The following is a 25446-nucleotide window of genomic DNA, read 5'->3' as shown; positions in this document are numbered from 1 at the left end:
AACGGATGACACAGCATGAGCACACTGATCAACAAGGTACTGTTTACCCGCGCTGGCTACGGCCTGACTGTCTTGAGGATTTTCGTCGGCATCATTTTCGCTGCCCACGGCTCGCAGAAACTCTTTGGGGCGTTTGGTGGTTACGGCCTGGCGGGCACCGCGCAGTACATGGAAAGCATCGGCCTGACGCCGGGTTACCTGATGGCGACGCTGGCGGGCGGTACCGAGTTCTTCGCCGGTCTGGCCTTGATCATTGGCTTGCTGGTTCGCCCGGCAGCCCTCGGCCTGACCATCCTCTCACTGGTGGCGATCTTCTCGGTACACCTCCCTCACGGTCTGTTCATGGTCAACAACGGTTATGAATTCGCCCTGGCCCTGCTCGGTGGCACTATCGCGGTGTTGATCGAAGGCGCCGGCAAGCTCTCGGCTGACCGCGCTATCGCTGGCTGACCGCTCTGGCTCAATGAAAAGGCCCGCATTGCGGGCCTTTTTGTTGCTCGTCATTCTTGACACTGTCCGGTCAGCTTCTCTAGGATGCTGCTCATGCGCCGATTTAAACAGCTACTTGCGGGGCGCCAGGTGACTCATTCAGTTGCCGATAGAAGCTTGAAACAGGCTTCGAAATACCGCTAAAGCGCTGGTTCGGTGTTGCCTCTCACCTGCCATGCAGACTTTTGAGGCAGAGACACGACACAATGAATGCACTAAGCCCAGTTATACGCCCCGCGCCGATCACGGCACACCTCACCCAGCGCAATCCAAAAATCCTGCTTGGCGGCAAACATCAGCCGACACTTTTGCGTTATCTCGATGGCTGGCCACGTCGCACTGGTGGGCCTGCGGCCTTCCTGATCCAGTTTGTCGAAGAGGGTGAGTCGCTGGCTCGATTTGCCAGCGACAGTTTCGATCTGGCGGTGATTCAATCGCCCAGCCTCCAGGACGCCCCCGAAGTGATCAAGCAATTGATTCGCGTTGCCCGACAGGGGCTGATTACCCGTCGTTGAGGTTTAGAGCGCAGCGGCTCAAAGATAGTCGATCGCCACGATGTACACGCACTGCTCTCCGGTCGGTGTCTGAACCCGAACTTCGGCGTCCAGCGCCTTGCCGATCAGGGCACGGGCCAGCGGCGAGTCGATGCTGATCAGGCCCTGTTTCAAGTCCAGCTCATCTGGCCCGACGATGCGATAGCGCGACTCTTTGCCGTCCTCGTCTTCAATCGTGACCCAAGCGCCAAAATAAACCTTGTTCGGATCGCTCGGTTTTTCGCTGACGACTTTGAGCGCTTCCAGCCGCTTGGTGAGAAAACGTACGCGACTGTCGATCTCGCGCAGCATCTTTTTGCCGTAGGTGTATTCGGCGTTTTCCGAGCGATCGCCCTGTGCCGCGGCCTCGCTGACTGACTGTGTCACCTGCGGCCGCCGAACATGCCAGAGCTCATGAAACTCGGCCCGCATCCGCGCTTCACCTTCGGGGGTGATCAGCGCGGTGCCAGCGGGGCGGGGAGGGCGATAACGGCTCATGGCAACTTCTTGTGATAGAGAGAGCTTGAGTCTATCAACCCTCGCGCAAGACTGTCAGGGGGCTGGCGTTCAGCGCGCGGCGCGTACCAAACACACCGGCTCCCCCGATCAGCACCGCACCGATCAGTGGCAGCACCAACAACCACGGATGTGGGTGCCACGGCAGGTCGAAGGCGTAGCGGTAGAGCACCATACTTACCAGTTCCGAACCCAGCGCCGCCAACAATCCGCTGACCGCCCCCAGCAAACCGAACTCGATCCGCCGGGCCTTGACCAACAGTTGCCGCTCGGCCCCTAGCGCTCGCAACAAGGCGCCTTGTCGAATGCGTTCATCGAGCGTCGCTTGCAGCCCTGAAAACAACACCGCCATCCCCGCCGCCAACACGAACAACAGCACATATTCCACCGCCAGGGTGACTTGGGCGAGAATGCTGCGCAGCTGTTCAAGCAAGGCTTCGACTTGCAAGATGGTCACCGCCGGAAACGCCCGGGACAGATCCACGATCTGCTGATCATGACCGGCCGCCAGATAAAAACTGGTCAGGTAGGTCGCCGGCAGATCCTTCAGTGTGCCGGGCTGGAAGATCATGAAGAAGTTGGGCTGGAAGTTGTCCCAGTTGATGTCCCGCAGGCTGGTGACTTTCGCTTCGCGATTGACGCCGCCCACGGTAAACACCATGTGATCGCCGAGCTTGAGTTTCAGGCTTTCGGCGACTTTGCCTTCCACCGATACGCCGGGGATATCGTCCGGCGTCTGTTCGGCCCACCAGTTACCCGCCGTGAGTTTGTTTCCCGCCGGCAAATCCGCCGCCCAGGTCAGGCTCAGGTCGCGCTGGATCGCTCGGTCACCGGCCGAATCCTTGCTGACGATTTCCTGTACCGGCTCGCCGTTGATGCTGATCAGCCGTCCAGGTACCACCGGGTATAGCGGCGCCGATTGCGCCGACAATTCGATCAGGCGATCGGTGAACGCCTGTTTGTCCGCCGGCAAAATGTTCAGCGCGAAATAGTTGGGCGCGTTTTTCGGTAGCTGGTTCTGCCAGGTGTCCAGCAACTCGCCGCGCAACAATGCGATCAGCGCCATGGACAGCAGAATCAAGCCAAAGGCCAGGGATTGCCCAGCGGCCGCCAGTGGATGACGCAGCAATTGGCCCAGCCCGAGGCGCCACGGCAAAGCGGCGCGCGCCAGCATTCGGCGCAGACTCTTCAGAAGCAGCAACAGCAAGCCGCCAAGGATCAGCGCTGCGATCACGCCACCGCCGAGCAGGGCGAACGTCAGCAGCAGGTCCAGGCTCAGGCGCCACATGATCAGCCCGAGGGCGCCCAATGCCGCGCCGTAAACCATCCAGGTGCTGGAAGGAATCGGCAGCATGTCTCGACGCAATACCCGCAATGGCGGAACCCGGCCCAGTGCCGCCAGGGGCGGCAAGGCAAAACCGGCCAGCGCCACCAGTCCGGTGCCAATCCCGGCAATGGCAGGAAACAGACCGCCCGGTGGAACGTAGGTGGGTAATAAATCATGCAGCAGCGCAAACAGACCCAGCTGCGCGAACCAGCCGATGAGGGCACCGCTGATGCTGGCGAGCAGCCCGAGCACCATCAGCTGCAAACTGAACAGCACCATGGTTTCCCGTCGGGACAGCCCCAGGCAACGCAGCAATGCACTGGCATCGAATCGGCGGGTGGCGAAGCGCGTAGCCGACAGCGCCACCGCCACACCCGACAGCAGAACTGCCACCAGGCTGGCCATGTTCAAATAACGCTCGGCCTTGCCCAAGGCGCCGCCGATCTGTTGGTTGCCATCACGGGCATCCTGCAAACGCTGGTTGGCGGCCAGGCCGGGTTTGATCAATTGACGATAGGCTTCCAGCGCCTCGGCTTTACCGCGCCAGAGTTCGCGGTAACTGACCCGGCTGCCGGGTTGCACCACGCCGGTCGCGGCGAGATCGCTGAGGTTGATCAGCACCCTCGGTGTCAGGCTGTAGAAATTGCCGGCGCGATCCGGTTCGTAGGTCAGCACTCGCGCCAGTTTGAGGGTTCGCATACCGACGTCGATGCTGTCGCCGATCTTCAGGTCCAGCGCCGTCAACAGTCGCGCTTCGACCCAGGCTTCACCGGGTTTCGGTCCGCCACCGGGTTCTTCCGGGGCGAAGGGCGCCGGGGCGCTTTTCAGTTCGCCGCGCAGTGGGTAGACGTCATCGGCAGCCTTGATGCTGGACAATTGAATGCCATTGTCAGTGGCGATGACGCTGGAAAACTCCACCACTTGAGCGTGTTCGAGGCCCAGCTCCGTGCCGCTTTTAATCTGTTCGGGCCGTGCCGGAGAGCTGCCTTCAAGCAGCAAGTCGGCACCGAGAAACTCGGTGGCGCGCAGCATCATGGCGCCGTTCAGGCGGGCGCCGAAGTAGCCGATGGCGGTACTTGCCGCAACGGCCACCAGCAAGGCAAAAAACAGCACGCGCAACTCACCGGCGCGGGCGTCGCGCAGCAGTTGGCGGATGGCAAGACTGAACAGGCGCAACAGCGGCAGGCGTGCCATTAAACCTCCAGAGGCGGGACGAGCAGGCCGGCGTCGAGGCGGATCAGGCGTCGGCAGCGATGTGCCAGGCGTTCATCGTGGGTCACCAGCACCAGGGTCGTGCCGCGTTCCTGATTGAGTTCAAACAGCAGATCGCTGATGCGCTCGCCGGTGTGGCTGTCGAGGTTGCCGGTGGGTTCGTCGGCGAACAGCACATCGGGTTCTGCCGCAAACGCACGGGCAATCGCTACGCGCTGCTGTTCACCGCCGGAGAGCTGGCGGGGCGAATGGGTCAGCCGTTGGCCCAGCCCGACGCGTTGCAACAGTTCGGTGGCACGCTCACGGGCGTCTTTGCGGCCATCGAGTTCCAGCGGCAGCATGACGTTTTCCAGGGCGTTGAGGCTGTCCAGCAGCTGGAATGATTGAAAGACAAAACCCACATGCTCGGCGCGGATGCGCGCCCGTTGGTCTTCATCGAGGTTGCTCAGGGCTTGACCCGCGAGCGTGACTTCACCGCTGCTTGGCAGATCGAGACCGGCGAGCAGGCCCAGAAGGGTGGATTTGCCGGAACCGGAGGCACCGACGATGGCCAGACTGTCGCCCTTGTTCAATTTCAGGCTCAGTTCGTGCAGGATGGTCAGTTCACCTTCCGCGCTGGGAACCACTTTGCTGAGGTTCTTCGCGGTGAGAATGCTTGCGCCCATGGAGAATCCGATGCGTGTGTGGTTTTTGAGTGCTGGCCTGGCCTTGATGTGCATGGCCCAGAACGCAGCGGCGGGTACTGTCCTCATCGTTGGCGATAGTATCAGCGCCGGTTTCGGACTGGATACCCGCTTGGGGTGGGTGTCGCTGCTTGAGCAACGGCTCAAGCGCGAAGGTTTCGACGATAAGGTGGTCAATGCGTCCATCAGCGGCGACACCAGCGCCGGAGGCCAGGCGCGCCTGCCCGCGCTGCTTGCAGAGCATAAGCCGGAGCTGGTAATCCTCGAGTTGGGCGGCAACGATGGCCTGCGCGGATTGCTGCCAACGCAATTGCAACAAAACCTTGCAGCAATGATCGACAGCTCCCGCGCCAGTGGCGCCAAGGTGCTGCTGCTCGGCATGCAATTGCCACCCAACTACGGCGTTCGTTATACCGAGGCCTTCGCGAAGGTCTACAGCACGCTGGCCGAGGAGAAAAAGATCCCATTGGTGCCGTTTTTTCTCGACGGCGTAGGTGGTCATCCGGACTTGATGCAGTCCGACGGCTTGCACCCGGCTGCCGGGGCTCAGGGCAAGTTGCTGGAAAATGTCTGGCCTACACTGAAACCGCTGCTTTGAAATAATCTCACAGGAGGATCAGAACAGACGCTGATCCTCGAAAACAGATTTTTCATCTCTGGCGACTGAAAAAATACGGAATCCCGAGGCGAGACAACGAGATCAGAATGGAGATAGCTGTTTGCTGTATCCGAACTTGACCCCCGAGGCGAAAAATCCCCCGCACTCATTCTGTTTTTTGCAGCTCTGGCATTCGGGTGCGAACTCGTTTTTCCAATCACTGATCGATTTGCGGTAGTAGGGCAGAATGTCCGGATGCACTAAGCAAAGCTGGTGGTTGTAGACAGAAATGTTCATGCCATATCTGGCCAGAATGTTAACCGACCTGCTGAGCGTGTCTTTGTACTCGAATGGGTCAATCCATAGCTCGTCTAGATTTGCTCTGGTGAAACCCATCATTTCAAGGCCCATCAGCGCTACCTGATCAACAAACAGAAGATTGCGGGCGATGAACTCACACAGTTCAGGAAGGCGCTGTACTGAGAGTTTGTGAATGACCACGCGGATCTCAACCTTCTGGCCCAAGCGCTTCAGGTTGAGAATACCTTGGATGGTTTCATCAAATGCCCCTCGAGCCTGGACGATGTAATCATGCAGTGTGGGATCGTCTGAGTAGACTGGGATTCCGATCATCGCATCGGACAATTCAATTTCTGCATATTTTTCTGCGAACGTTGGGTCTTTGAAGCTTCGACCGTTCGAGAGGATGTGGATTGCGGTTCTTGGCAGATAGCTTTTGGTTAGGCGGATGATCTTAAGAAAACGCTCTTTGTTGGTCGTTGGCTCGCCCCCTGTAAAGCCCAGCTCCCGGGTCTCTTTTGAGATCAACGGAATCAAGCTTTCGACCTCATCGAGTATCCATGAATCATCACTTGCTTTAGGTGGCTGGGAGCACATAAGGCAGTAATTATTGCACTGCTCGGTCAGCAGGATGCTGTTGTTCGGTGACGTAGCCCGAAACAGCACTCGGATGCTCTGACGATCCGCTGAAAGCCGGATAACGTCATTGTCACCGATGTAGCTGTAGTCATTTGGCAGGATTGAGTAGTCAGATCCGGTAGGCAGCTTCTCCGCCAGCTTCTGATATGGCTCCGTCAGTAGATAGTGTGCAAATCCGCTGGGAATCTGATGATCGGAAATCAGATAGGCCCTTTCCCGGCGCAAGACTTCTGGCAGGTTCCGGTTGGTGGAAACCTTGATCAGGGTGAGATCCTTGTAAACATTAACCGCGTGGATACGGATAACCTTGCCGCTGAGCTTCAGCATCGATTGGCCCACCCCATAAAAATCCGTTTTGTAGGTTCGTCACTTCCCATCAGTCCAATGAGATGCTTGAAAATCCCCATGTTGCGCTTGCAGAACGAGGATTCAGGTTTTCTCGCTACTAGGTCTTTGTGCATGGCGTGATGGTAGACGGGCTCGGCACCACAGTAGGGTTCAAATGCACAGTCAGAGCACATAGGGGCGCTTAAGGTGAAGGAGTTCTCCAGTGCATCCAGCAGCTGGTCCGAGAGGATGATCTCCTCATAGGAATGTTCAAGAATATTGCCCAGCCTGAACGTATGATCGCCCATCTCGGCAAGCATTCGGCTTTCGTCTGAGGCATAGACCGATCCGTCGTAGTTGAACACGATGGCGGCGATACCAGCGCCAGCAGGATTCATCAAATCAACAAATCCAGGATCCCCTGATGTCAGCATTTTCGTCAGCACGAGTGCGGAATACTGCTCCACAAATCGTACGCCGGACTTGTTCAGCTCAATGATGTACTCAAGACCTTCCTTGTAAAATTCCAGCCAGCGCTCGGTGTCATACGACATGAATTTCTTGGTCTTGATTGCGAAGCCGTATGGGGAGAGTGTACGGAGAAAGATTCCGTCAAAACCCAGGCGCAAGTATTCATCGATGATGTCACGTGCTCGCGGCAGACTTTTATCTGTAGTCGTCATCAGAGCTGAAACCTGATCGTAACCAAGGGCGGCGCGGGCTTTATTCAGGCCTTCTTCGAAGCGCTGATGGCTGTCTCTTCCGGGGCGCGGGCGATTCGCATTATGGAGATCCATTGGTCCATCGAGAGAGGATGAAAGCACGATATTGTGCTGCTTGCAGAAAACCAGCACCTCATCGGTCAGTAGCGAAAGCGTGGTTGCAATGACGAACTGAAGGTCACGACCTTCCTTGAGGTTGCGTTTTTTTGCTTCAAGAACGACGTACTTCACCATCTCGAAGTTCAGCAGTGGCTCGCCACCCTGAAATTCTATTTTGATGGCTGGATTGGGTGACCTGAAAACAAAATCCAACGACTTTTCAGCCATCTTCGTCGTCATGTCGAATTCGCCTTTGCTCTCCGATTGCCTTGATACCTGGCAATACGGGCAGCTGTGGTCGCAGCGAAGGGTTACGACAAAGATATGTAGGTTGGTGAACTGGGCCAGTCTGGACAAGCGTGTACGTATCTTGAGTGCCAGAAGCTGAAGCGGTGCCTGCTCATTGGTGAATCGGATGAACTGCTTCGACCGGAGCGTAGGGATCAGCTCTGATGTGATCGGGAGCGTCTTGCTGATCAGCGGTTCGAGCATCGGTATCGGTATGACGTGATACTCGCCTGCCATATTGGTGATGACGTACTCGTCGTCATTCAGGCGATCAAATTTGAATGGCAGCAACTCGTAGGGGCGTTGCTGTACATAAAATTCCAGCTTTTGGAATTTACTCACTGATCAGTCCGGTTTTTGAGAAGGCCAGCCCAAGGATCAGATTCTTGATCGGTAGGGTTTCAGCGTTCAGCTGGTGGCGTAGCTGGTAGTCGAGTACGTCCTTTTTGAATTCTTGAACCGCAGACAAAAACGAAGGTTCGTCTATGCCGATATTCGGGGATAAGGCGCAGATAAATTTTCCATCAGCGCATGTGATATCAGCTGTCAGTGAGTTCATCGAGCGGTAAGCGGCTTTTTGCAGAACCTGTACGTCATAAAGCCGCTCATCAAAGGCGAGCGTAGTCGCAAGTTCCATTTCAGGAGCCCGAGTGGTGGGAACTATGTGAGCTGTGCGACGCGTGGGAGCTATGAGAGCTGTGGTAAGCCATGAATTGACCTTGATCACCACGTTTTAGGACAAACGCAAATAGATCATTACCACCGCGAGCCGAAATGTTTTCGCTCTGAGCAGCCGATTGAAGTGAGATGGTGGTATCGGTGTTGGGCTCGACAACCTCGTGGGTGGCTAAGGCTGAAGCGTGCTCGGTAGCTACGGCTGCTGCCAGAGTAGCCATTGGTACCAAAAAGGAGCGCTTTTTCATTATTGGATTTCCTTATCATTGGTGAGGTTATACAGCGAGTCTCGCTGGCGGTTGGCCATGATGTCAATGTGGAATTAACCATGGAGTGCTATCCAGCTCTTAAATCCGACAGACGTGCCATGACTGCCCAAGTTAGAGGTCTATAACGCATTGGCCGAGGAGAAAAAGATCCCGCTGGTGCCATTTTTTCTCGACGGCGTAGGTGGTCATCCGGACTTGATGCAGTCCGACGGCTTGCACCCGGCTGCCGGGGCTCAGGGCAAGTTGCTGGAAAATGTCTGGCCTACACTGAAACCGCTGCTTTGACGCTTTTCTAGCGGCGGTGTTTCGGCTAAGGTGGCGCCCCCGATTTGGAGCCCCCGATGCCGCGTCCTGCCTGGTCACTTTTTGCCTATCAACTGATCGAGCCTGACGAACAGCTGGATCTGTTCGCCTGCCAGGAAGTGCGGGTACACCTGGTGACCCGTCAACTGGAGTTGGGCGGCTCGGCGGACCGGACCTTGTGCGGCAGCCTGTTGCCAGCACAACCGCGCTGGTCGAGCGTCGATCGCCGTGTGTTCCAGGATCAGCGCCTGTGCTCGCTGTGCCGGGCCATTCTGGAATCGCAAAAACGCGGCACATCGCCGATCTGGCCGGAACTGCGTTTCGAGCTTTAGAAGCCGATAGATTGCTTGCTATCGGTCAACTCCCCGATTTTGCAGACGCCGGTGTACAATCCCGTTTTTTATACCCTTGTCGATCATGCGAAGGATTTTCCGGATGTTGCCGCGCTTTCCTGCCGTCACCCGCTACCTGTCTCTCGCCGCCCTCTGTGTGGCGGGTCCCGTAGCAGCATTGGAGCTGCCCCTGCCACCGCCCGGTGAAGACATCGTCGGTCAGGTCCAGGTGATCAAGGCCAAGTACGAAGATACCTTCGCCGACCTTGGCACCACCTACGATCTGGGCTATTCGGAAATGGTCGCGGCCAACCCTGGCGTCGATCCATGGCTGCCGGGCGCTGGCACCGAAGTGGTGCTGCCGACGCGTTTCATCCTGCCACCAGGCCCGCGTGAAGGCATCGTTATCAACCTGGCCGAGTACCGCCTCTATTACTTCCCGAAAGGCCGGAACGTGGTGTACACCTTCCCGCTGGGTATCGGCCGTGAAGGCTGGGGCTCGCCGATTGCCCATACCACCATCACCGCCAAGACGCCGAACCCGACCTGGACCCCTCCAGCGTCGATCAAGGCCGAGCACGCCGCCGATGGCGATCCGCTGCCGAACGTGGTGCCGGCCGGCCCGGACAACCCGCTGGGGCCGTTCAAGTTCACGCTGGGCACGCCGGGCTACCTGATCCACGGTTCGAACAAGAAGTTCGGCATCGGCATGCGCACCAGCCACGGTTGCTTCCGCATGTTCAACAACAACGTGCTGGAAATGGCGAGCATGGTGCCGGTAGGCACGTCGGTGCGCATTATCAGCGATCCGTACAAGTTCGGTATCAGTGGCGGCAAGGTGTATCTGGAAGCGCACACGCCGCTGGACGACAAGGGCAACCCGTCTGTAGTCGACAAACACACCGCGGTGATCAACGCGATGCTCAAGCGTGAGGACATCACCAACAACTTGCGCATGAACTGGGATGTGGTCCGCGACGTGGTTGCCGCCGAAGATGGTCTGCCGGTGGAAATCGGAGTGCCGAACGCCTCGGCGCCGATGGTGACGAGTGCGCCGATCGACCCGTTGCAGTAATGCTTGAAAGGAACCCGCCGATGCTGACTGCATCGGCGGGTTTTTTATCGCCGGTACGAAATAGCAGGCAATAAAAAAGCCGACCCAAAAAATGGGTCGGCTTGATAACAACCCCGAAGGATTATTACTTGCGGCTAGCTTTGTCCAGCATGCGCAGAGCACGCTCGTTAGCTTCGTCAGCAGTCTGTTGTGCTTTTTGAGCAGCAGCCAGAGCTTCATCAGCTTTACGGTAAGCTTCGTCTGCACGAGCCTGGGAGCGAGCTGCTGCGTCTTCAGTAGCGGTCAGACGTGCTTCGGTTTCTTTCGATACGCTGCTGCAACCGGTAGCCAGAACTGCGGCCAGAGCCAGAGCAGAGAATTTCAGAACGTTGTTCATCGTGTTCCCCTTCAAGGACTTTCTATTAAGTTAGCTGTCTCCTCAGAGTGAGGAAATAGCCGGCGTACATACTACCCATTACTTGTCGTAAGTAAACTGACGTAAAGCAAGAAGCCAAAAAAATTGTAGGCGTTGATTCTTTTTCGAGCAACTTTTAACTGCATTGCTTAAAAAATATCCAGCTGGGAGGCCCGAGCTGAGCGAGCCGCCGAGAAAAGTTCCGCGCGCTCACAGCTCTTTTCCGAGTCTAGGCTAAAGTCTGTCTAGATGGATTCGTCCACACTTTTGTTCGGATTTTGCGTGGCGCCTCTCATATCTTTCTCCATGTTCAGGTGACTTTAACAAAGGGCGCTCGTCTTAAGTCTCAATATCCGGCAATGTTCAGGCTGTCGACCTTCAGAGATCTTGGTCGAGCCGTCTCTGCGTAACCCGGAGCAGTACCCCTCGCCCCAGCGTGATGACGAGCGTACCTTGAGCATTTCTGCCAATGGTGCCTACTATTTGATACGTGCTCGGTTGCGCGAGATGGGTGCAGTTCTTCTCGGTGTCCATTCAGGCACGGGGTGGCGTAGATGTTCCTTCGCCGGAAAAACATCGGTAAGGTAGGGGTCAGAATTCCAGACCCGCGAGGAGTAGTGATGAGCGAGGCGTTGTCCATCCACCATGACCAGGCTGGTCATCAGTTCGAGACCAATGTGGACGGTCATCGTGCCTACCTGACCTATATGGATCTGGGGAAACAGACCCTGGATATCTATCGCACCTTTGTGCCCAACGCGCTGCGTGGGCGCGGTATTGCGGCAGCCTTGACCGAGAAGGCGTTGGAGTACGCTGAAGAAATGGGTTACACCGTCATTCCATCGTGTTCCTACGTGGAACGCTACATGGAGCGCCACCAGCGGCATGCAGCCAAGCTGAGCCAGTAACCTTTCAAAGAATCGAACGCATAAAAAAACGCCGGGTTAACCCGGCGTTTTTTTTGTGCGGCGAAAAGTGATCAGCTGCGATCGCGTTTCGGCAGCACGTCCTTGAGCTTGGCATGCATGCTGCGCAAGGTGTTTTCGGTGGCGCTCCAGTCGATGCAGGCATCGGTGATCGACACGCCGTATTGCAGGTCGGCGAGGTCTTTCGGGATCGCCTGGCAGCCCCAGTTCAGGTGACTTTCGACCATCAGGCCGATGATCGACTGGTTGCCTTCGAGGATCTGGTTGGCGACGTTCTCCATCACCAGCGGTTGCAGGGCCGGGTCCTTGTTGGAGTTGGCGTGGCTGCAATCGACCATGATGTTCGGCTTGATCTTGGCTTTGTTCAGCGCTTGCTCGCAGAGCGCGACGCTGACCGAATCGTAGTTCGGCTTGCCGTTGCCACCGCGCAGTACCACGTGACCGTAGGCATTGCCCTTGGTGGTGACGATCGACACGCCACCTTCCTGGTTGATACCCAGGAAGCGGTGAGGGCTGGAAACCGATTGCAGGGCGTTGATAGCGACCGTCAAGCCGCCGTCGGTGCCGTTCTTGAAGCCGACTGCCGAGGACAGGCCGGAGGCCATTTCACGGTGAGTCTGGGATTCGGTGGTGCGCGCACCGATGGCCGACCAGCTGATCAGGTCCTGCAAGTATTGCGGGGAGATCGGGTCGAGGGCTTCAGTTGCGGTCGGCAGGCCCATCTCGGCCAGGTCCAGCAACAATTGACGACCGATGTGCAGACCGTCCTGAATCTTGAAGGAGTCGTCCAGATACGGATCGTTGATCAAACCTTTCCAGCCGACGGTGGTGCGTGGCTTCTCGAAATACACGCGCATGACCAGATACAGGGTATCGGACACTTCGGCCGCAAGCGCCTTCAGGCGCTCGGCGTATTCGTGGGCAGCCTTGATGTCGTGGATCGAGCAAGGCCCGATGACAACAAACAGGCGGTGGTCAGTGCCATCAAGAATGTTGCGAATGACTTCGCGGCCCTTGGTGACGGTGCGCAGGGCAGCGTCGCTCAGAGGAATATCACGCTTGAGCTGATCGGGAGTGATCAGCGTCTCGTTGGAAGCGACGTTTAGGTCGTTGATCGGTAAATCAGCCATCGTTTACTCGTCAGGTCACGGGTGCCGGCCGCCAGCGAACCCGCGCGGCGGAGCACAGCAAATTAAGCGCGTCGGGGAGCAGAACCTTAGCGCGTTACACCGTGGCTCGACAATGGGCAGACACCGGTTTAAGGGGCATTCTCAATTAGTTTGCGCGGGGAAAGCCATTGAGGATGCTCCTGCTAATCCAGCACAACCCGCGTAAATGCCCTGCGAACCGTCTCGTGAGAGAACTCGTCGGCATGTTCCTGAACCCATTCGAGGGCCAGGGCCTGAGTTTCCTGCAGATCGTCATGCGCGTCATGCTGGCGGCAGTAATGTTCGATCTGGCACACCTGCTCGCCCATCCGGGCACTGAACATCATCTGTTCGTCAACAAAGGCAATGCCTACCAGATAACCGCGTTTGCGTCGCAGGCACCAGGCTACATAGCCCAGGAAGCGCATGTCGGGGTTCAAGGTCGGCATTCGCACTTCCAGCGCCGTACCGTGGCGCCACGCCCGGTGATAATTGCAAGCCATGCCCCCGAGGCTGATAGTGTGCAGCTGTTGCCGTGAAATACACTCGGGTTTGAGCAACGTTAATTCGACGGGCACATCGTCAGGGTGAGGAATAAAACGTCCCATGAACACGGACTCCATGTGTCGGCCATCTGACATTGTTCCACCCAGTATAGTGGTCGAATTGGAACTGACTGATTTCGACGCCGACCAACGGCTGCTGGCGATGAGCGGTGTGTCGCTGGTCATTTTCACCAGCCTCGGCTGCGCCAGTTGCCGTTTTGCCCGTGAGCAATTGCCACGACTCGATCTGGATGTCGATCGGCTGTGCTGGATCGATGCCGGGAACAATGGCGGGGTGGTCGAGCGTTATCAGGTTTTTTATTTGCCGGCGCTGTTTGTGGTGCGCGACGGTGAATTTTTCGGGGCACTAAAATCGCGCCTGACCCGCACCGAGCTCAATGCAGCCGTGGCTCAGGCGCTGAGTCGAATTGCAGAGGAGTTGCCATGATGGGGGAAGTGACCAAACCGACAATCGGTATTATCGGAACCGGCGCGATCGGCGGTTTCTACGGGTTGATGCTGGCGCGTGCCGGTTTCGATGTGCATTTTCTGTTGCGCAGCGAGTTTTCAGCGGTGGCCGAGCGCGGGTTGCAGCTCGACAGTGCGGTGCACGGTGCGCTGACATTGAATCCGGTTCAGGCCTATTCGAATGCCGAAGACATGCCGCCCTGTGACTGGTTGCTGGTGGGCGCGAAAACCACCAGTAACGCGCAGTTGGCACCGACGATCATTCAAGCCGCCGCCCCCGATGCGAAAGTGCTGCTGATGCAAAACGGCCTGGACGTTGAAGACAGTCTGCGAGCGTTGCTCCCCGACTCGCTGCACGTACTCGGTGGGCTCTGCTATATCTGCGTTCATCGCGATGGACCTGGCGTCATCACCCATCAGGCGCTCGGCGCGGTGAATGTTGGCTATCACAGTGGCCCTGCAGCCGATCAGCAGGCGCGCATGGTGATTGTCGAGGAGGGCGCGGGGTTGTTCCGCGCCGTCGGCATCGACTCCCAGGCCATGGCGAACCTGCATCAGGCGCGCTGGCAAAAACTGGTCTGGAATATCCCTTACAACGGTCTGTCGGTTCTGCTCGGGGCCAGCACCACGCCGTTGATGGCCGATGCCGACAGTCGGGAACTGATCAAGGCGCTGATGGCTGAAGTGGTTCAGGGAGCAATCGCCTGCGGTCACGACGTACCGGCCGGTTATGCCGATCATCTGTTCATGGTGACCGAGAAAATGCCGGACTATTGGCCGAGCATGTACCACGATTTTCTGCACAAACGACCGCTTGAGCTGGAGGCGATTTACGCCCGGCCACTGGCGGCAGCCAAGGCCGCAGGGTGCGAGTTGCCGCGAATCGAAGCCTTGTATCGCAGTTTGAGTTTTATCGATCGACGTAATACCTGAGTCGATCAACCTGAGGGGGAAGGGCATGGCAAAGACTATCGACGACAAACTGGTGCTGGCGATTTCTTCGCGTGCGCTGTTCGACCTGAGCGAAAGCCACAAGGTCTATCTGTCGAGCGGCGTCGAAGCCTATCGGCAATATCAGATCGAACACGAAGACGAAATCCTCGAGCCCGGCGATGCATTTCCATTGGTACAAAAACTCCTCAACCTGAACACCAGACTTGGTCGCGCCCGGGTCGAGGTGATCCTGGTGTCGCGCAACAGTGCCGACACCGGCCTGCGTGTTTTCAATTCGATCCACCACTATGGCCTGGCGATTTCCCGCGCGGCGTTTGTCGGCGGGCGCAGTCCTTACCCGTACCTGAAGGCGTTCGGCTGCGACCTGTTTCTTTCGACGCATGCCGAAGACGTGCGCAGTGCACTGGATGCCGGGTTCGCCGCCGCGACCATTCTGTCGGGTGGTGCCAGCCGTGCGGCCAGTGATGAATTGCGCATTGCTTTTGATGGTGACGCGGTGCTGTTTTCCGACGAATCGGAGCGCGTCTATCAGTCCGGTGGTCTGGAAGCGTTTCAGGCCAGCGAGCGTGAAGCTGCCCGCGAACCCCTGCGCGGTGGGCCTTTCAAAGGCTTCCTCGCCGCCCTCAATCTGTTGCAGCGCGAGTTCCCGGAAGACGCCTGTCCGATCCGCACCGCGCTGGTAACCGCGCGATCGGCGCCGGCCCATGAACGAGTGATCCGTACCTTGCGCGAATGGGACATTCGACTGGACGAGTCGTTGTTTCTCGGCGGCCTGACCAAGTCGGCGTTTCTTGAAGCCTTTGCCGCCGACGTGTTTTTCGACGATCAGGCCGGTCATTGCGAGTTGGCCCGCGAGGTGGTCGCCACCGGTCACGTGCCCCATGGCATAAGCAACGAGCAAAAGGTTTAAGCCCACGGTTCAATGCGTTACGCGAAACGTCGTACTCGCCAAGGCACTGCTAAGCTGAATCAATCTCCGCCATGTCGGCACTCGAGGAGGTCATATGATTCATTCGATGCTGTATGCCACTGACCTCGGCCTGTATGCACCTTTGGTGATGCAGCATGCCTTGGCGCTGGCGCGCACATTCAATGCCGATCTCTACGTGGTGCACGCCGTTGAACCGATGGGGCTGTTCGCCGAGTCGGTGCTTCAGAGTTACCTCGATGAGCAGTCGTTGAACGAGTTTCACAGTCAGGGCCTGAATACGGTGATTGCCAATATCGAGCAGCGGGTGCTCGACAGCTTTCGTGAAGAATTGGGGGATGAAGGGGAGCAGGACCTGGAGCGGATCAAAGCAGTACGGGTGCTTCAGGGCGATCCATCACAGGTGATTCTCGATCAGGCGCAGAAACTCTCCGTGGATTTGTTGATCGTAGGTAGTCATAGCCATGGTGCTGGCGCCGAAACGCCTTTGGGCCGGACCGCAGCGCGGGTGCTGCAACTGTCTCGGGTGCCGGTCTATCTGGTGCCGCTGGTGGAACGTCGTCGCCAAGGGGATCGTTAGTGTTCCTGCCTCGCATTCATGAGGCAGGACACCAGAACACGAATAGTGGCAGTTTGACAAAAAAGTTCTAGATTTATTCTTCAAACCATTAATATAGTTATATACCGTCGCTGATGCCCGTGGCGTCTACCTGCTTTGAGGGATTCATATGAAGCTTCAACAACTGCGCTACATCTGGGAAGTGGCGCACCACGACCTCAACGTTTCCGCTACAGCCCAAAGCCTTTACACGTCGCAACCGGGCATCAGTAAGCAGATCCGTCTGCTGGAAGACGAATTGGGGGTTGAGGTTTTCGCCCGCAGCGGCAAGCATCTGACCCGCGTCACTCCGGCCGGCGAGCGCATTATCACCACCGCCGGCGAGATCCTGCGCAAGGTTGAAAGCATCAAGCAGATTGCCCAGGAATTCTCCAACGAGAAGAAAGGCACCCTGTCGATCGCCACCACGCACACCCAGGCGCGTTATGCGTTGCCACCGGTGATTAGCAATTTCATCAAGCAATACCCGGACGTTGCCCTGCACATGCACCAGGGTTCGCCGATGCAGATCGCTGAAATGGCCGCTGACGGCACCGTGGATTTCGCCATCGCCACCGAAGCGCTGGAGCTGTTCGGTGATCTGGTGATGATGCCGTGCTATCGCTGGAACCGCTGCGTGGTCGTGCCTCAGGGCCACCCACTGACCAAACTGTCGAAGCTGACCCTGGAAGCCCTGGCTGAATACCCAATCGTGACGTACGTGTTCGGTTTCACCGGCCGTTCGAAGCTCGACGAAGCGTTCAGCCATCGCGGCCTGACGCCGAAAGTGGTGTTCACCGCCGCCGACGCCGACGTGATCAAGACGTACGTTCGTCTGGGCCTGGGCGTGGGGATCGTGGCGAAAATGGCGGTCGATGCCAAACTCGATAGCGACCTGGTCATGCTTGATGCCAGCGACTTGTTCGAGTCCAGCATTACTAAAATCGGTTTCCGTCGCGGCACGTTCCTGCGTGGCTTCATGTGCGACTTCATCGAGAAGTTCGCCCCGCACCTGACCCGCGAAGTCATGGCCAAGGCCATCCAGTGCCACAACAAGCAGGAACTGGAAGAGCTGTTCGACGGCGTCGAACTGCCGGTGCATTAATCTCCCGCGTCAGACCACCTCGGTAACAGAAAACTGTTGCCGAGCACCCGCCACCAGAATCTCCACCTCGTCCCCTTCGAACTTGCCCAGCAGGCTTTTACCCAGCGGTGAGCGGGGGGTGATGACGGTAATCCATTGCCCCACCAGATCGACCTTCAAACCCGCCGCGTCGGGGGCCAGAAACAACCATTGCTCACGACCCTTTTCATCTTCCAGGCCGAGCAGGGCGCCGACTTCGATACCACGCTGATCGTCGTAAGGTCGCAGCGTCAGGTTTTGGCAAAGCGTCAGTGACTGCCGGATTTCTTCCACCCGTTTGGCCTGCCCGGCTGCCAGATAAGACGCCTCCAGACCCAGCGTGTCGTACTTGTTCTCGGCGATGTTTTCTTCGTGGGTCGCGGTTTCGTAAGCGGTTTGTGCGGCACGCTCGGCGATGTCGAGGTCGATCCGCAGCTTGTCGAGAATCAGTTGGTGGACGGTCGGCTTGTGCATAGAGAGCTTCTTGATCAATCGCAGAATTGCTGGACGTTGGCGCGGCTTTTTTCGCTCGGTGCAGTCTGGTCCTGTTGCAACCAGAACTGGCATTTGGGGTTCGATAGATTGCGGTTGCTGCTGCGCGCCTGATCAAGCCTTTGCTGCTGTTCGTTCTTGCGCAGGTTCTCTTCATACTGTTCAAACAACGGGCTCTGCGGCGCAATGGCCGGCACCGGTTGCACCACCACCGGTGGTTTGGCCAGTTGCTGCACTGCCTCGGCCACGGGCGCCAGCTGTTCGCTGAACAACAGTCGAGAGGCGAGCCAGCACGTCAGCGCGATAGCGATAAACCCCAGCCAGACACCCAGCGCAATGCTGCCGGTCAATTGCAAGGCGCTGAGCTGGATCGGCAACGGGCGGCGCGGGTTGGGACGGTAGGGCATGGCTGCCTCCTGGCGGGTGGTCGCGGGCAAGTGGCGATTGTCGCATGAAGATTAATCGCCGTCGGCTCTTCTGCACGGGGTAATTTATGAGGACAATCGGCGCCTTTGCCAACGGGAGCCTGGAATGCCTGAAATGCCTCAAGTAAAAAACTGCTGGCGCTGGGATATTTTCTGCGCGGTGGTCGACAACTTTGGTGACATCGGCGTGACCTGGCGTCTGGCCCGACAACTGGTGGCCGAACATTCGGTGGCGGTGCGTTTGTGGGTCGATGATCTGCGGGCCTTCGAGCGCTTGTGTCCGCAAATTGATATCAACGCCTCACAGCAATGGCAGCAGGGCGTTGAGGTGCGGCAGTGGACGTCCGACTGGCAGCCCACTGAAGCTGCTGATGTGGTGATTGCCGCGTTCGCCTGCCAATTGCCGAGTGCTTACATGGACGCCATGGCCGAGCGGGAAAAGCCGCCGCTGTGGATGAATCTCGACTATCTGAGTGCCGAGGACTGGGTCGTCGGCTGTCACGGCTTGCCGTCGGTGAAATACAAGAACGTACAAAAATTCTTCTTCTTCCCGGGGTTTCAAAAGGGCACCGGGGGCTTGCTGCGTGAAAGCGGATTGCTTGAGCGTCGTAAGCAGTTTCAGCAAAATCCCGAGGCTCAGCGAGAATTCCTGCAAGGCTTAGGGATTGATCGTGCGCAAGGTGCGCAGTTGATCTCGCTGTTTGCCTACGAAAATAACGGGCTGGCCAGCTGGCTCGAGGCAATGGCTGCCGACTCGACGCCCACGCATCTGCTGGTGCCGGAAGGCAGGATTCTTGGGGATGTCGAACGTTGGCTCGGTGTGGACGGTCTGGTGGCCGGCGCGGTGCATGTGCGCGGCGAATTGACCGTGCAAGTGCTGCCGTTCGTCCGACAGGATCAATACGATCACCTGCTCTGGTGCTGCGATTTCAATGCCGTGCGCGGTGAAGACTCCTTTGTCCGCGCTCAATGGGCGGGCCGGCCGCTGCTCTGGCACATCTATCAGCAGGACGAAGACATCCATCTGGACAAGCTCGACGCCTTCCTCGCGCTGTACACCAAAGGCTTGTCCGAGCCTGCCCGCGAGGCGATCAGCGGTCTTTGGCGGGCGTGGAATGCGGGTGACAATATGACCGGGCACTGGCAATTGACCCGAAAACACTGGCCAGAACTGCAAAAACACGCCGAAGCGTGGTGTCTGGAACAGGCTTTGCAGGCGGATCTTGCCGCAGCGCTGGTACAGTTTTACCTAAATTGGATATGATACGCGGCCTAGATTTTTGTAAACCCCATCCAAATTCGGATACTCGCAATGAAAACTGGTAAAGAACTGAAACCCGGGATGGTTATCCGTCTCGAAAACGATCCTTGGCTGGTTCAGAAAGCTGAATTCACCAAGTCGGGTCGTAACAGCGCGATCATGAAGACCAAGCTGAAAAACCTGCTGACCGGTTACAAGACCGAGATCGTTTACAGCGCCGACGACAAACTGGACGACGTAATCCTCGACCGTAAAGAAGCGACCCTGTCCTTCATCAGCGGCGACTCCTACACGTTCATGGACACCACCGACTACACCATGTACGAGCTGAACGCTGAAGACATCGAAGCCGTTCTGCCTTTCGTTGAAGAAGGCATGACCGATGTTTGCGAAGCGATCTTCTTCGAAGAGCGTCTGGTTTCCGTAGAACTGCCGACCACTATCGTGCGTCAGGTTGACTACACCGAAGGTTCTGCTCGCGGCGACACTTCCGGCAAGGTGATGAAGCCTGCCAAACTGAAGAACGGTACCGAGCTGTCGGTTGCTGACTTCATCGAAATCGGCGACATGATCGAGATCGATACCCGCGAAGGCGGTTCCTACAAAGGCCGTGCTAAATAAGCACTGCTTCAGGAATGAAAAGCCCGACCATTGAGTCGGGCTTTTTTGTGCCTGAAGGAAATGCAGGGGCCAATACACAACCCAATCCCTGTAGGAGCACGGCTTGCCGGCGATAGCGGCCTCAAGTACGCCATCGCCGGCAAGCCGTGCTCCTACAGGGGGCGATGTTATTTCAGGTGTTGCTTCAGTTCTTCGGACGCTTGAAGCATCGCCGAACGCACCGCTGGCACGTGGCTAACCACGTTAAGCAAACCGTAGTCGTGGATCATGCCGTTGTAGCGCACGGCGGTGACCGGCACCCCGGCTTCGTCGAGTTTGCGGGCGTAGGCTTCGCCTTCATCGCGCAACACGTCGGCGCCGGCCGTTTGCACCAGTGCAGGTGGCAGACCCTTGAGTTGCGCGGTGGTCGCTCGCAGCGGCGAGGCGTAGATCTCGTTACGCTGTTTGGCGTCGGTGGTGTAGTTGTCCCAGAACCACTTCATCATGTTTTTGGTGAGGAAGTGCCCCTCGGCAAACTGGTTGTAAGACGCTGTCTCGAAGCTGGCGTCAGTCACCGGCCACAGCAGCACCTGGAACCTGATCGTCGGCGTGCCTTTATCTTTGGCCATCAGCGCAACCACTGCCGCCATGTTGCCGCCGACGCTGTTGCCGGCCACGGCCAGACGCTTGCCGTCGACGTTGATCTCTTTACCGTGCTCGGCCACCCATTGGGTTGCGGCGTAAGCCTGGTTGATCGCCACCGGGTAATGCGCTTCCGGCGAAGGCGTGTAGTTGACGAAGACAGCTGCCGCCCCCGAACCCACTACCAAATCCCGAACCAGGCGCTCGTGGGTCGGGAAATCCCCCAGCACCCAGCCGCCGCCGTGGAAGAACATGAACACGGGCAACTCACCTTTGACCCCGGCCGGCCGGACGATGGTCAGGCTGAGCGGTTGGCCGTCGACTTGAATGGTCTTCTCGCTGACATCGGCTTTTGGCAGCGTCAGTTTCACCCCGGCCTGCGCGCCGACCAACACGGCGCGGGCTTCTTTAGGGGAGAGTTGTTCCATCGGTTTGCCGGTGCCGGCATTCAGAACATCGAGGAACGCTTGGGTGTTGTGTTCCACCCCGTCGCCCGCGAACGCGCTGTGGATAGACAAGGCGAGAAGGGTACCGGTCAAGGCTTTACTGAAAGTGCGCATGTTCATTTCCTGGTTCGGGCCTGGGAATCAGCGGTTAGACGGTAACGTGCAGGCGCACATCGACGTTGCCACGGGTGGCGTTGGAGTACGGGCAGACCTGGTGTGCGGCGTCGACCAGGCTTTGTGCGTCGGCTTGTTCAAGACCCGGCAAGCTGATGTGCAGGTCGATGTCCAGGCCGAAACCGCCAGGGATCTGGCCGATGCCGACATGGGCGGTGATCGAAGCGTCGTCCGGGATTTTGCGCTTGGTCTGGCTGGCCACGAATTTCAGCGCGCCGATGAAGCAGGCAGAGTAACCGGCCGCGAACAGTTGCTCAGGGTTGGTCGCTGCACCGCCAGCACCACCGAGTTCTTTGGGTGTGGCGAGTTTGACGTCGAGGATGTTGTCGCTGGAAACCGCACGACCGTCGCGGCCGCCGGTGGAGGTTGCGATAGCGGTGTAGAGAGTTTGCATGGTGTGAGCCTCATTCGGAGTTGGATGTTTTGCGCTAAATGTTTGCGCGCTAAGTAAGTGCAAGGCGAATGTATCGCGCAAATATTTAGTGCGCAAGATAAATTTTTGAAAAGGTTTTTGGTTGAGGAGTGGGTGCTGATTGGATGTGTTGAGTTAGAGCGGTCGCGGCAGGGTTTTCAGCGAGGATTTTTTTTCGGGGAAATGAGGCAGAAGGCACACCACAAATCCCCCTGTGGGAGCGGGCTTGCTCGCGAATGCGGTGTGTTAGTCAAGATCAATGTTGTCTGACACACCGCATTCGCGAGCAAGCCCGCTCCCACAGGGGGATTTTTGGTGGTTTGGAGATTAGAGGCTGTTCTGCAGATTACTGCGCAGCGCTTGCAGCTCTGCTTGCAGTTTTTGCAGTCTCTCCAGGGTCATCCCGCTGGCGCCGAGGATGCACCGGGGAATACCGCGGGCCTGCTCCCGCAAGGCGCGACCCTGTTCGGTGAGTTCGACAATCACCACTCGTTCGTCTTCACGACTGCGGGTGCGGCTGAGTAAACCTTCGACTTCCAGGCGTTTGAGCAAGGGCGTCAGTGAGCCAGGATCGGTCAGCAGGCGCGTGCTGATTTCGCCTACAGTCAAACCGTCCTGTTCCCACAACACCATCATCGCCAGGTATTGCGGATAGGTCAGGCCCAATGCCTGCAACAGCGGCTTGTAGACCTTGGTCATCAGCAGCGAGGTGGAATGCAGGGCGAAGCAGGCCTGATTATCCAGCAGCAGGTCGTCGCAGTTATCCGGGGTGTTGCGCTCGGTGGTCATTTCGAAGCCTTGATCAGTGATCGTCATAAATCTAGCGGGCGAATCTTTAATGCACCAGACAATTCTAGCCTAGTGCCGGTCGAGGGTACTTTGCAGCGCCAGATCCCACGGCGGGATCGGGCTGAAGCGGGTCTTCAGGTATTCCAGCAATAAGCGGCTGCGGGGATTGGGTTGTTGTTCAAGACGCAAGGCATAAATACCGGTCGTTTCCGGTGGTGGCAGGCCGTGTTCGCAGAACAGCGGAAGCAGTTCACCGCGTAACAGGTATTCGCTGGTCAACCAGGTTGGCAAGTGCGCGATACCCAGCCCGGCCAATGCGCCGCAAACCAAAGCCTCGGCATTGTTGGCACTCATGCGGATGCGCGCAGGGCGGTGCAAGTGCAACTGCCCGTCCCGCTCGAAACGCCAGGCGAACGGCGGAGCCAGGCCATCCCAGTCGAGGCCATCATGCTCAATCAGCTGCGCCGGATCGGTCGGCACACCACGCCGTTGCAAATACCCGGGGCTGGCACAGGCGATGCGCACCATGCTCGCCAGCGGCGTGGCCACCAGCCGGGTATCGGCCATTTGCCCGGCGCGCAGCACCAGATCGACCTTGCCCAGATTCAAACCCTGCATGTCGACGAAACTGTCGATCAGGTGCAACTGCACATCGAGGCCGGGGTAGAGCATCAGAAAGTCGGCAATCACCGGCGCCAGATGTCGCCGTCCGAAGGCTGCCGGTGCGTCGATCCGAATCAAGCCTTCCGGTGCGCTGCTCAAGGATACCGCCTCAGCCCGAGCCAGCCGCAGTTCAGCCACGATCCGCCGCGCGCGCTCGGCAAACGCCAAACCCGCCGGGGTAGCGCGCACGGCGTGGGTGCTGCGAATGAACAACTGGCTGCCGACGGCGTTTTCCAGGCTGTCGATGCGCCGGGCCACTGCCGAAGGGGTCAGCGGGTGGCGGCGGGACGCGGCGGAAAAACTGCCGGTTTCCAGCACGTCGAGGAACAGACCCAGTTGTTCGGTCAATTGATTGGGGTTCATGGTGTCGTCTGAGCTTGTGCGAAGTTGGCACAGCCATTGTGCGTTGCTGTGCGTTTCCCCGCCAGCGCCGACTGCGTAGGATGAATAGCCTGACGTGAAGGGAAAATCGCCTGTGATTGAGTTTTTGATGTACCTGGTGTTTGGCGCTGCCCTGGGAACCCTCGGTGGGTTATTCGGCATTGGCGGTGGTTTGATCGCGATTCCGTTGCTGGGCGTGTTGTTCGGCCTCGATCAGCAGATTGCCCAAGGTACGGCGCTGGTCATGGTGGTGCCTAACGTGATGCTGGCGCTGTGGCGTTACCACCAGCGTAATCGCATTGAATTGCGCCACGCGCTGCCATTGGCTTCGATGGGGTTTTGTTTTGCCTGGATCGGTTCGATCTGGGCAGTGGGCATCGATGCACAAACCATGCGTGTCGGATTTGTCGCGTTCCTGATTGCGCTGTCGGCCTACAACCTGGTGCGAATGTTCTGCGCCAACGCACCAGTGTCTGCGCAGATGAATTACTCATGGCCATGGCTGGGCGTGCTCGGCGCCGCCTCCGGCACCATGGGCGGGTTGTTTGGCGTGGGCGGGGCAGTGGTCGCAACGCCAGTGCTGACCAGTCTGTTCGGCACCAGTCAGGTGGTTGCGCAGGGGTTGTCGCTGGCGCTGGCATTGCCGAGTACTGGCGTCACGCTTGTGACTTACGCGGTGCACCATCAGGTGGACTGGATGATCGGCTTGCCCTTGGCGGTTGGCGGTCTGATGAGCATCAGTTGGGGCGTGAGGATCGCCCACGCACTGCCGGAGCGACTGCTGCGCGGGTTGTTCTGTGGCTTTCTGGTGTTCTGCGCGGTGATGCTCGCCCTTAAAGTTTGAAGCCTTCGACAATGTGCTCGGCCAGGCACTCAGTGATCGGCGACGGGTTGTGCAGGTTGCGCACCAGCATGATGCTGGCCTCGGGCAGGATCGGCAGGTCTTCGGCTTCACCGAGAATGCGCATGTCGGGGGTGATCAGGCTTTCGAGTTGGGCGGTGACAGCCAGTCCGGCGCTGACCACCGCCATGATCGCCGACAGGCTGTCGCTGTTGTACGCCACGCGGTAATCGCGCCCCATGGCGTCCAGCGCATTACAGGCCCATAAGCGGCAGAAACAATCACTGTTGAACATCGCCAATGGCAACGGCGTTTGCTCGTGGGCGCTGAAACATTGCGCCTCGGCCCAGACAAAATGCTCTTTGCGCAGTAACTGGCCGATTTCATTGCCCGGCTCGCGGGTGACGATGGTCAAGTCCAGGTCCTGGCGCAGCAGCAATTGTTTTGATGATTCGCAGTGCACCTCGATCTGGATCAGCGGATACGTCTGGGCAAATCGCCGCAGAATCCCCGGTAAAAAACGCATCACGTAATCGTCCGGCGTTCCGATGCGCACCATGCCGACCATGTGCGGCTCGCGCAAGGTGTTGAACACCTCGCTGTGCAGCTTGAGGATGCGCCGGGCATAGCCGAGCAACACCTGGCCCTCCGCCGTCAGCCGCACCTGCCGCCCATCGCGCTGGAACAATTGACGCTGCAACACATCCTCTTCCAGCCGCTTCATCTGCATGCTAACGGCGGACTGAGTGCGATTGACCAATTCGCCGGCGCGGGTAAAGCCGCCCTGGTCGGCGATGGCGACAAAGGTGCGCAACACTTCGGTGTCGATACTTGGGAAGGCGGACATTC

Annotated in this window: 31 protein-coding genes and 1 pseudogene; 15 read left to right on the top strand and 17 right to left on the bottom strand. The window is 58.1% G+C overall.

Going from position 1 to position 25446, the window contains the following annotated elements:
• Nucleotides 1–15 precede the first annotated feature (15 nt).
• Entirely contained in the window at nt 16–450 is a 435-nt protein-coding gene (locus tag DFS28_RS06525) for a DoxX family protein (RefSeq protein ID WP_111449041.1), read from the top strand.
• A 245-nt stretch (nt 451–695) separates the two neighbouring features.
• On the top strand, nt 696–1004 hold the full coding sequence (locus DFS28_RS06520; RefSeq protein ID WP_111449040.1) for a class I SAM-dependent methyltransferase: 309 nt from the start codon (nt 696–698) through the stop codon (nt 1002–1004).
• Between the two features lie 18 nt (nt 1005–1022).
• Here DFS28_RS06520 and greB read toward each other — a convergent pair whose 3' ends face one another.
• The 3 genes from greB to DFS28_RS06505 are packed head-to-tail and all read right to left on the bottom strand — an operon-like array spanning nt 1023 to nt 4742.
• The gene (gene greB, locus DFS28_RS06515) at nt 1023–1520 is read right to left on the bottom strand and encodes a transcription elongation factor GreB (protein WP_111449039.1); all 498 of its coding nucleotides are present in this window, start codon (nt 1518–1520) and stop codon (nt 1023–1025) included.
• Nucleotides 1521–1554: 34 nt separating this feature from the next.
• Nucleotides 1555–4059: an ABC transporter permease gene (locus tag DFS28_RS06510; protein WP_111449038.1), complete on the bottom strand. Its 2505-nt coding sequence runs from the start codon at nt 4057–4059 to the stop codon at nt 1555–1557.
• Nucleotides 4059–4742 (bottom strand): ABC transporter ATP-binding protein, encoded by a 684-nt coding sequence (locus DFS28_RS06505; protein ID WP_008148510.1) that lies wholly within the window; start codon nt 4740–4742, stop codon nt 4059–4061. Before DFS28_RS06505 ends, DFS28_RS06510 begins: the two co-directional genes overlap by 1 nt.
• Before the next feature lie 10 nt (nt 4743–4752).
• On the opposite strand from DFS28_RS06505, the gene DFS28_RS06500 reads away from it, so the two are divergent.
• A complete protein-coding gene (locus tag DFS28_RS06500) occupies nt 4753–5358 on the top strand; it encodes an arylesterase (RefSeq protein ID WP_111449037.1) in 606 nt (201 codons plus the stop codon).
• A 102-nt stretch (nt 5359–5460) separates the two neighbouring features.
• Here DFS28_RS06500 and hxsC read toward each other — a convergent pair whose 3' ends face one another.
• From hxsC to hxsA2, 4 genes are read right to left on the bottom strand one after another with little or no spacing between them, the layout of a single operon-like run.
• Entirely contained in the window at nt 5461–6624 is a 1164-nt protein-coding gene (gene hxsC / locus DFS28_RS06495; protein WP_111449036.1) for a His-Xaa-Ser system radical SAM maturase HxsC, read from the bottom strand.
• Nucleotides 6618–8075 carry a His-Xaa-Ser system radical SAM maturase HxsB gene (hxsB, locus tag DFS28_RS06490; RefSeq protein WP_111449035.1) on the bottom strand — a complete coding sequence of 486 codons (1458 nt, stop codon included), beginning with the start codon at nt 8073–8075 and terminating at the stop codon, nt 6618–6620. The genes hxsC and hxsB overlap by 7 nt, the downstream gene beginning before the upstream one ends.
• Complete coding sequence (locus DFS28_RS06485) at nt 8068–8370, bottom strand: His-Xaa-Ser system protein HsxD (RefSeq protein ID WP_111449034.1); 303 nt, start codon at nt 8368–8370, stop codon at nt 8068–8070. Before DFS28_RS06485 ends, hxsB begins: the two co-directional genes overlap by 8 nt.
• 1 nt (nt 8371) lies before the next feature.
• Nucleotides 8372–8656 carry a His-Xaa-Ser repeat protein HxsA2 gene (gene hxsA2, locus DFS28_RS31085; RefSeq protein ID WP_111449033.1) on the bottom strand — a complete coding sequence of 95 codons (285 nt, stop codon included), beginning with the start codon at nt 8654–8656 and terminating at the stop codon, nt 8372–8374.
• A gap of 135 nt (nt 8657–8791) precedes the next feature.
• On the opposite strand from hxsA2, the pseudogene DFS28_RS06475 reads away from it, so the two are divergent.
• The 3 genes and pseudogenes from DFS28_RS06475 to DFS28_RS06465 form a co-directional block, all read left to right on the top strand.
• Nucleotides 8792–8962: pseudogene (locus DFS28_RS06475) on the top strand (arylesterase); the annotation flags it as partial.
• Nucleotides 8963–9018: 56 nt separating this feature from the next.
• Nucleotides 9019–9312 carry a hypothetical protein gene (locus tag DFS28_RS06470; protein ID WP_003226812.1) on the top strand — a complete coding sequence of 98 codons (294 nt, stop codon included), beginning with the start codon at nt 9019–9021 and terminating at the stop codon, nt 9310–9312.
• A 103-nt stretch (nt 9313–9415) separates the two neighbouring features.
• Nucleotides 9416–10387: a L,D-transpeptidase family protein gene (locus DFS28_RS06465; RefSeq protein WP_111449032.1), complete on the top strand. Its 972-nt coding sequence runs from the start codon at nt 9416–9418 to the stop codon at nt 10385–10387.
• 124 nt (nt 10388–10511) lie between these two features.
• On the opposite strand, the gene oprI is transcribed toward DFS28_RS06465, so the two are convergent.
• The gene (gene oprI / locus DFS28_RS06460) at nt 10512–10763 is read right to left on the bottom strand and encodes an outer membrane lipoprotei OprI (protein ID WP_002553018.1); all 252 of its coding nucleotides are present in this window, start codon (nt 10761–10763) and stop codon (nt 10512–10514) included.
• Between the two features lie 638 nt (nt 10764–11401).
• Here oprI and DFS28_RS06455 point away from each other — a divergent pair.
• Complete coding sequence (locus DFS28_RS06455; protein ID WP_008057026.1) at nt 11402–11689, top strand: GNAT family N-acetyltransferase; 288 nt, start codon at nt 11402–11404, stop codon at nt 11687–11689.
• A gap of 71 nt (nt 11690–11760) precedes the next feature.
• On the opposite strand, the gene DFS28_RS06450 is transcribed toward DFS28_RS06455, so the two are convergent.
• Together DFS28_RS06450 and DFS28_RS06445 are read right to left on the bottom strand one after the other, a co-directional pair.
• A complete protein-coding gene (locus DFS28_RS06450) occupies nt 11761–12837 on the bottom strand; it encodes a 3-deoxy-7-phosphoheptulonate synthase (protein WP_056740324.1) in 1077 nt (358 codons plus the stop codon).
• Between the two features lie 182 nt (nt 12838–13019).
• Nucleotides 13020–13463, bottom strand: coding sequence for a PilZ domain-containing protein (locus DFS28_RS06445; RefSeq protein WP_111449031.1), 444 nt, complete (start codon nt 13461–13463; stop codon nt 13020–13022).
• Between DFS28_RS06445 and DFS28_RS06440 the strand changes: the two genes are divergently transcribed.
• From DFS28_RS06440 to cysB, 5 genes are all read left to right on the top strand, one after another.
• Complete coding sequence (locus DFS28_RS06440) at nt 13462–13848, top strand: co-chaperone YbbN (protein WP_111449030.1); 387 nt, start codon at nt 13462–13464, stop codon at nt 13846–13848. The two genes, DFS28_RS06445 and DFS28_RS06440, sit on opposite strands and share 2 nt — an antisense overlap.
• Entirely contained in the window at nt 13845–14801 is a 957-nt protein-coding gene (locus tag DFS28_RS06435; protein WP_111449029.1) for a putative 2-dehydropantoate 2-reductase, read from the top strand. Before DFS28_RS06440 ends, DFS28_RS06435 begins: the two co-directional genes overlap by 4 nt.
• Before the next feature lie 25 nt (nt 14802–14826).
• The gene (locus tag DFS28_RS06430) at nt 14827–15732 is read left to right on the top strand and encodes a 5'-nucleotidase (RefSeq protein ID WP_111449028.1); all 906 of its coding nucleotides are present in this window, start codon (nt 14827–14829) and stop codon (nt 15730–15732) included.
• 94 nt (nt 15733–15826) lie between these two features.
• Nucleotides 15827–16330: a universal stress protein gene (locus DFS28_RS06425; protein ID WP_008148547.1), complete on the top strand. Its 504-nt coding sequence runs from the start codon at nt 15827–15829 to the stop codon at nt 16328–16330.
• A gap of 148 nt (nt 16331–16478) precedes the next feature.
• Nucleotides 16479–17453 (top strand): HTH-type transcriptional regulator CysB, encoded by a 975-nt coding sequence (gene cysB / locus DFS28_RS06420; RefSeq protein ID WP_008148549.1) that lies wholly within the window; start codon nt 16479–16481, stop codon nt 17451–17453.
• A gap of 9 nt (nt 17454–17462) precedes the next feature.
• Here the strand turns inward: cysB and DFS28_RS06415 are convergent, their stop codons facing one another.
• A complete protein-coding gene (locus DFS28_RS06415; RefSeq protein ID WP_056740335.1) occupies nt 17463–17945 on the bottom strand; it encodes a GreA/GreB family elongation factor in 483 nt (160 codons plus the stop codon).
• A 14-nt stretch (nt 17946–17959) separates the two neighbouring features.
• Complete coding sequence (locus tag DFS28_RS06410) at nt 17960–18370, bottom strand: hypothetical protein (protein ID WP_111449027.1); 411 nt, start codon at nt 18368–18370, stop codon at nt 17960–17962.
• 124 nt (nt 18371–18494) lie between these two features.
• Here DFS28_RS06410 and earP point away from each other — a divergent pair, with 124 nt between their 5' ends.
• Nucleotides 18495–19652: an elongation factor P maturation arginine rhamnosyltransferase EarP gene (earP, locus tag DFS28_RS06405; RefSeq protein WP_111449026.1), complete on the top strand. Its 1158-nt coding sequence runs from the start codon at nt 18495–18497 to the stop codon at nt 19650–19652.
• Between the two features lie 48 nt (nt 19653–19700).
• The gene (locus DFS28_RS06400; RefSeq protein ID WP_007899917.1) at nt 19701–20270 is read left to right on the top strand and encodes an elongation factor P; all 570 of its coding nucleotides are present in this window, start codon (nt 19701–19703) and stop codon (nt 20268–20270) included.
• 167 nt (nt 20271–20437) lie between these two features.
• On the opposite strand, the gene DFS28_RS06395 is transcribed toward DFS28_RS06400, so the two are convergent.
• The 4 genes from DFS28_RS06395 to DFS28_RS06375 all read right to left on the bottom strand — a co-directional run bounded on the left by DFS28_RS06395 (nt 20438) and on the right by DFS28_RS06375 (nt 23738).
• Complete coding sequence (locus tag DFS28_RS06395; protein WP_111449025.1) at nt 20438–21451, bottom strand: alpha/beta hydrolase; 1014 nt, start codon at nt 21449–21451, stop codon at nt 20438–20440.
• Between the two features lie 34 nt (nt 21452–21485).
• Complete coding sequence (locus tag DFS28_RS06390; RefSeq protein WP_111449024.1) at nt 21486–21905, bottom strand: organic hydroperoxide resistance protein; 420 nt, start codon at nt 21903–21905, stop codon at nt 21486–21488.
• Nucleotides 21906–22250: 345 nt separating this feature from the next.
• Complete coding sequence (locus tag DFS28_RS06380) at nt 22251–22712, bottom strand: MarR family winged helix-turn-helix transcriptional regulator (protein WP_008146202.1); 462 nt, start codon at nt 22710–22712, stop codon at nt 22251–22253.
• Nucleotides 22713–22781: 69 nt separating this feature from the next.
• On the bottom strand, nt 22782–23738 hold the full coding sequence (locus tag DFS28_RS06375; RefSeq protein ID WP_111449023.1) for a LysR family transcriptional regulator: 957 nt from the start codon (nt 23736–23738) through the stop codon (nt 22782–22784).
• Between the two features lie 112 nt (nt 23739–23850).
• Here DFS28_RS06375 and DFS28_RS06370 point away from each other — a divergent pair, with 112 nt between their 5' ends.
• Nucleotides 23851–24600 (top strand): sulfite exporter TauE/SafE family protein, encoded by a 750-nt coding sequence (locus DFS28_RS06370; protein ID WP_111449022.1) that lies wholly within the window; start codon nt 23851–23853, stop codon nt 24598–24600.
• Here the strand turns inward: DFS28_RS06370 and DFS28_RS06365 are convergent.
• Nucleotides 24590–25444 (bottom strand): LysR substrate-binding domain-containing protein, encoded by an 855-nt coding sequence (locus DFS28_RS06365; RefSeq protein ID WP_111449021.1) that lies wholly within the window; start codon nt 25442–25444, stop codon nt 24590–24592. The genes DFS28_RS06370 and DFS28_RS06365 overlap by 11 nt on opposite strands.
• Between the last annotated feature and the right edge of the window lie 2 nt (nt 25445–25446).

The sequence above is a fragment of the Pseudomonas sp. 478 genome, assembly GCF_003254125.1.
GTDB lineage: Bacteria > Pseudomonadota > Gammaproteobacteria > Pseudomonadales > Pseudomonadaceae > Aquipseudomonas.
This window is presented reverse-complemented; position numbering and strand designations above follow the sequence as displayed.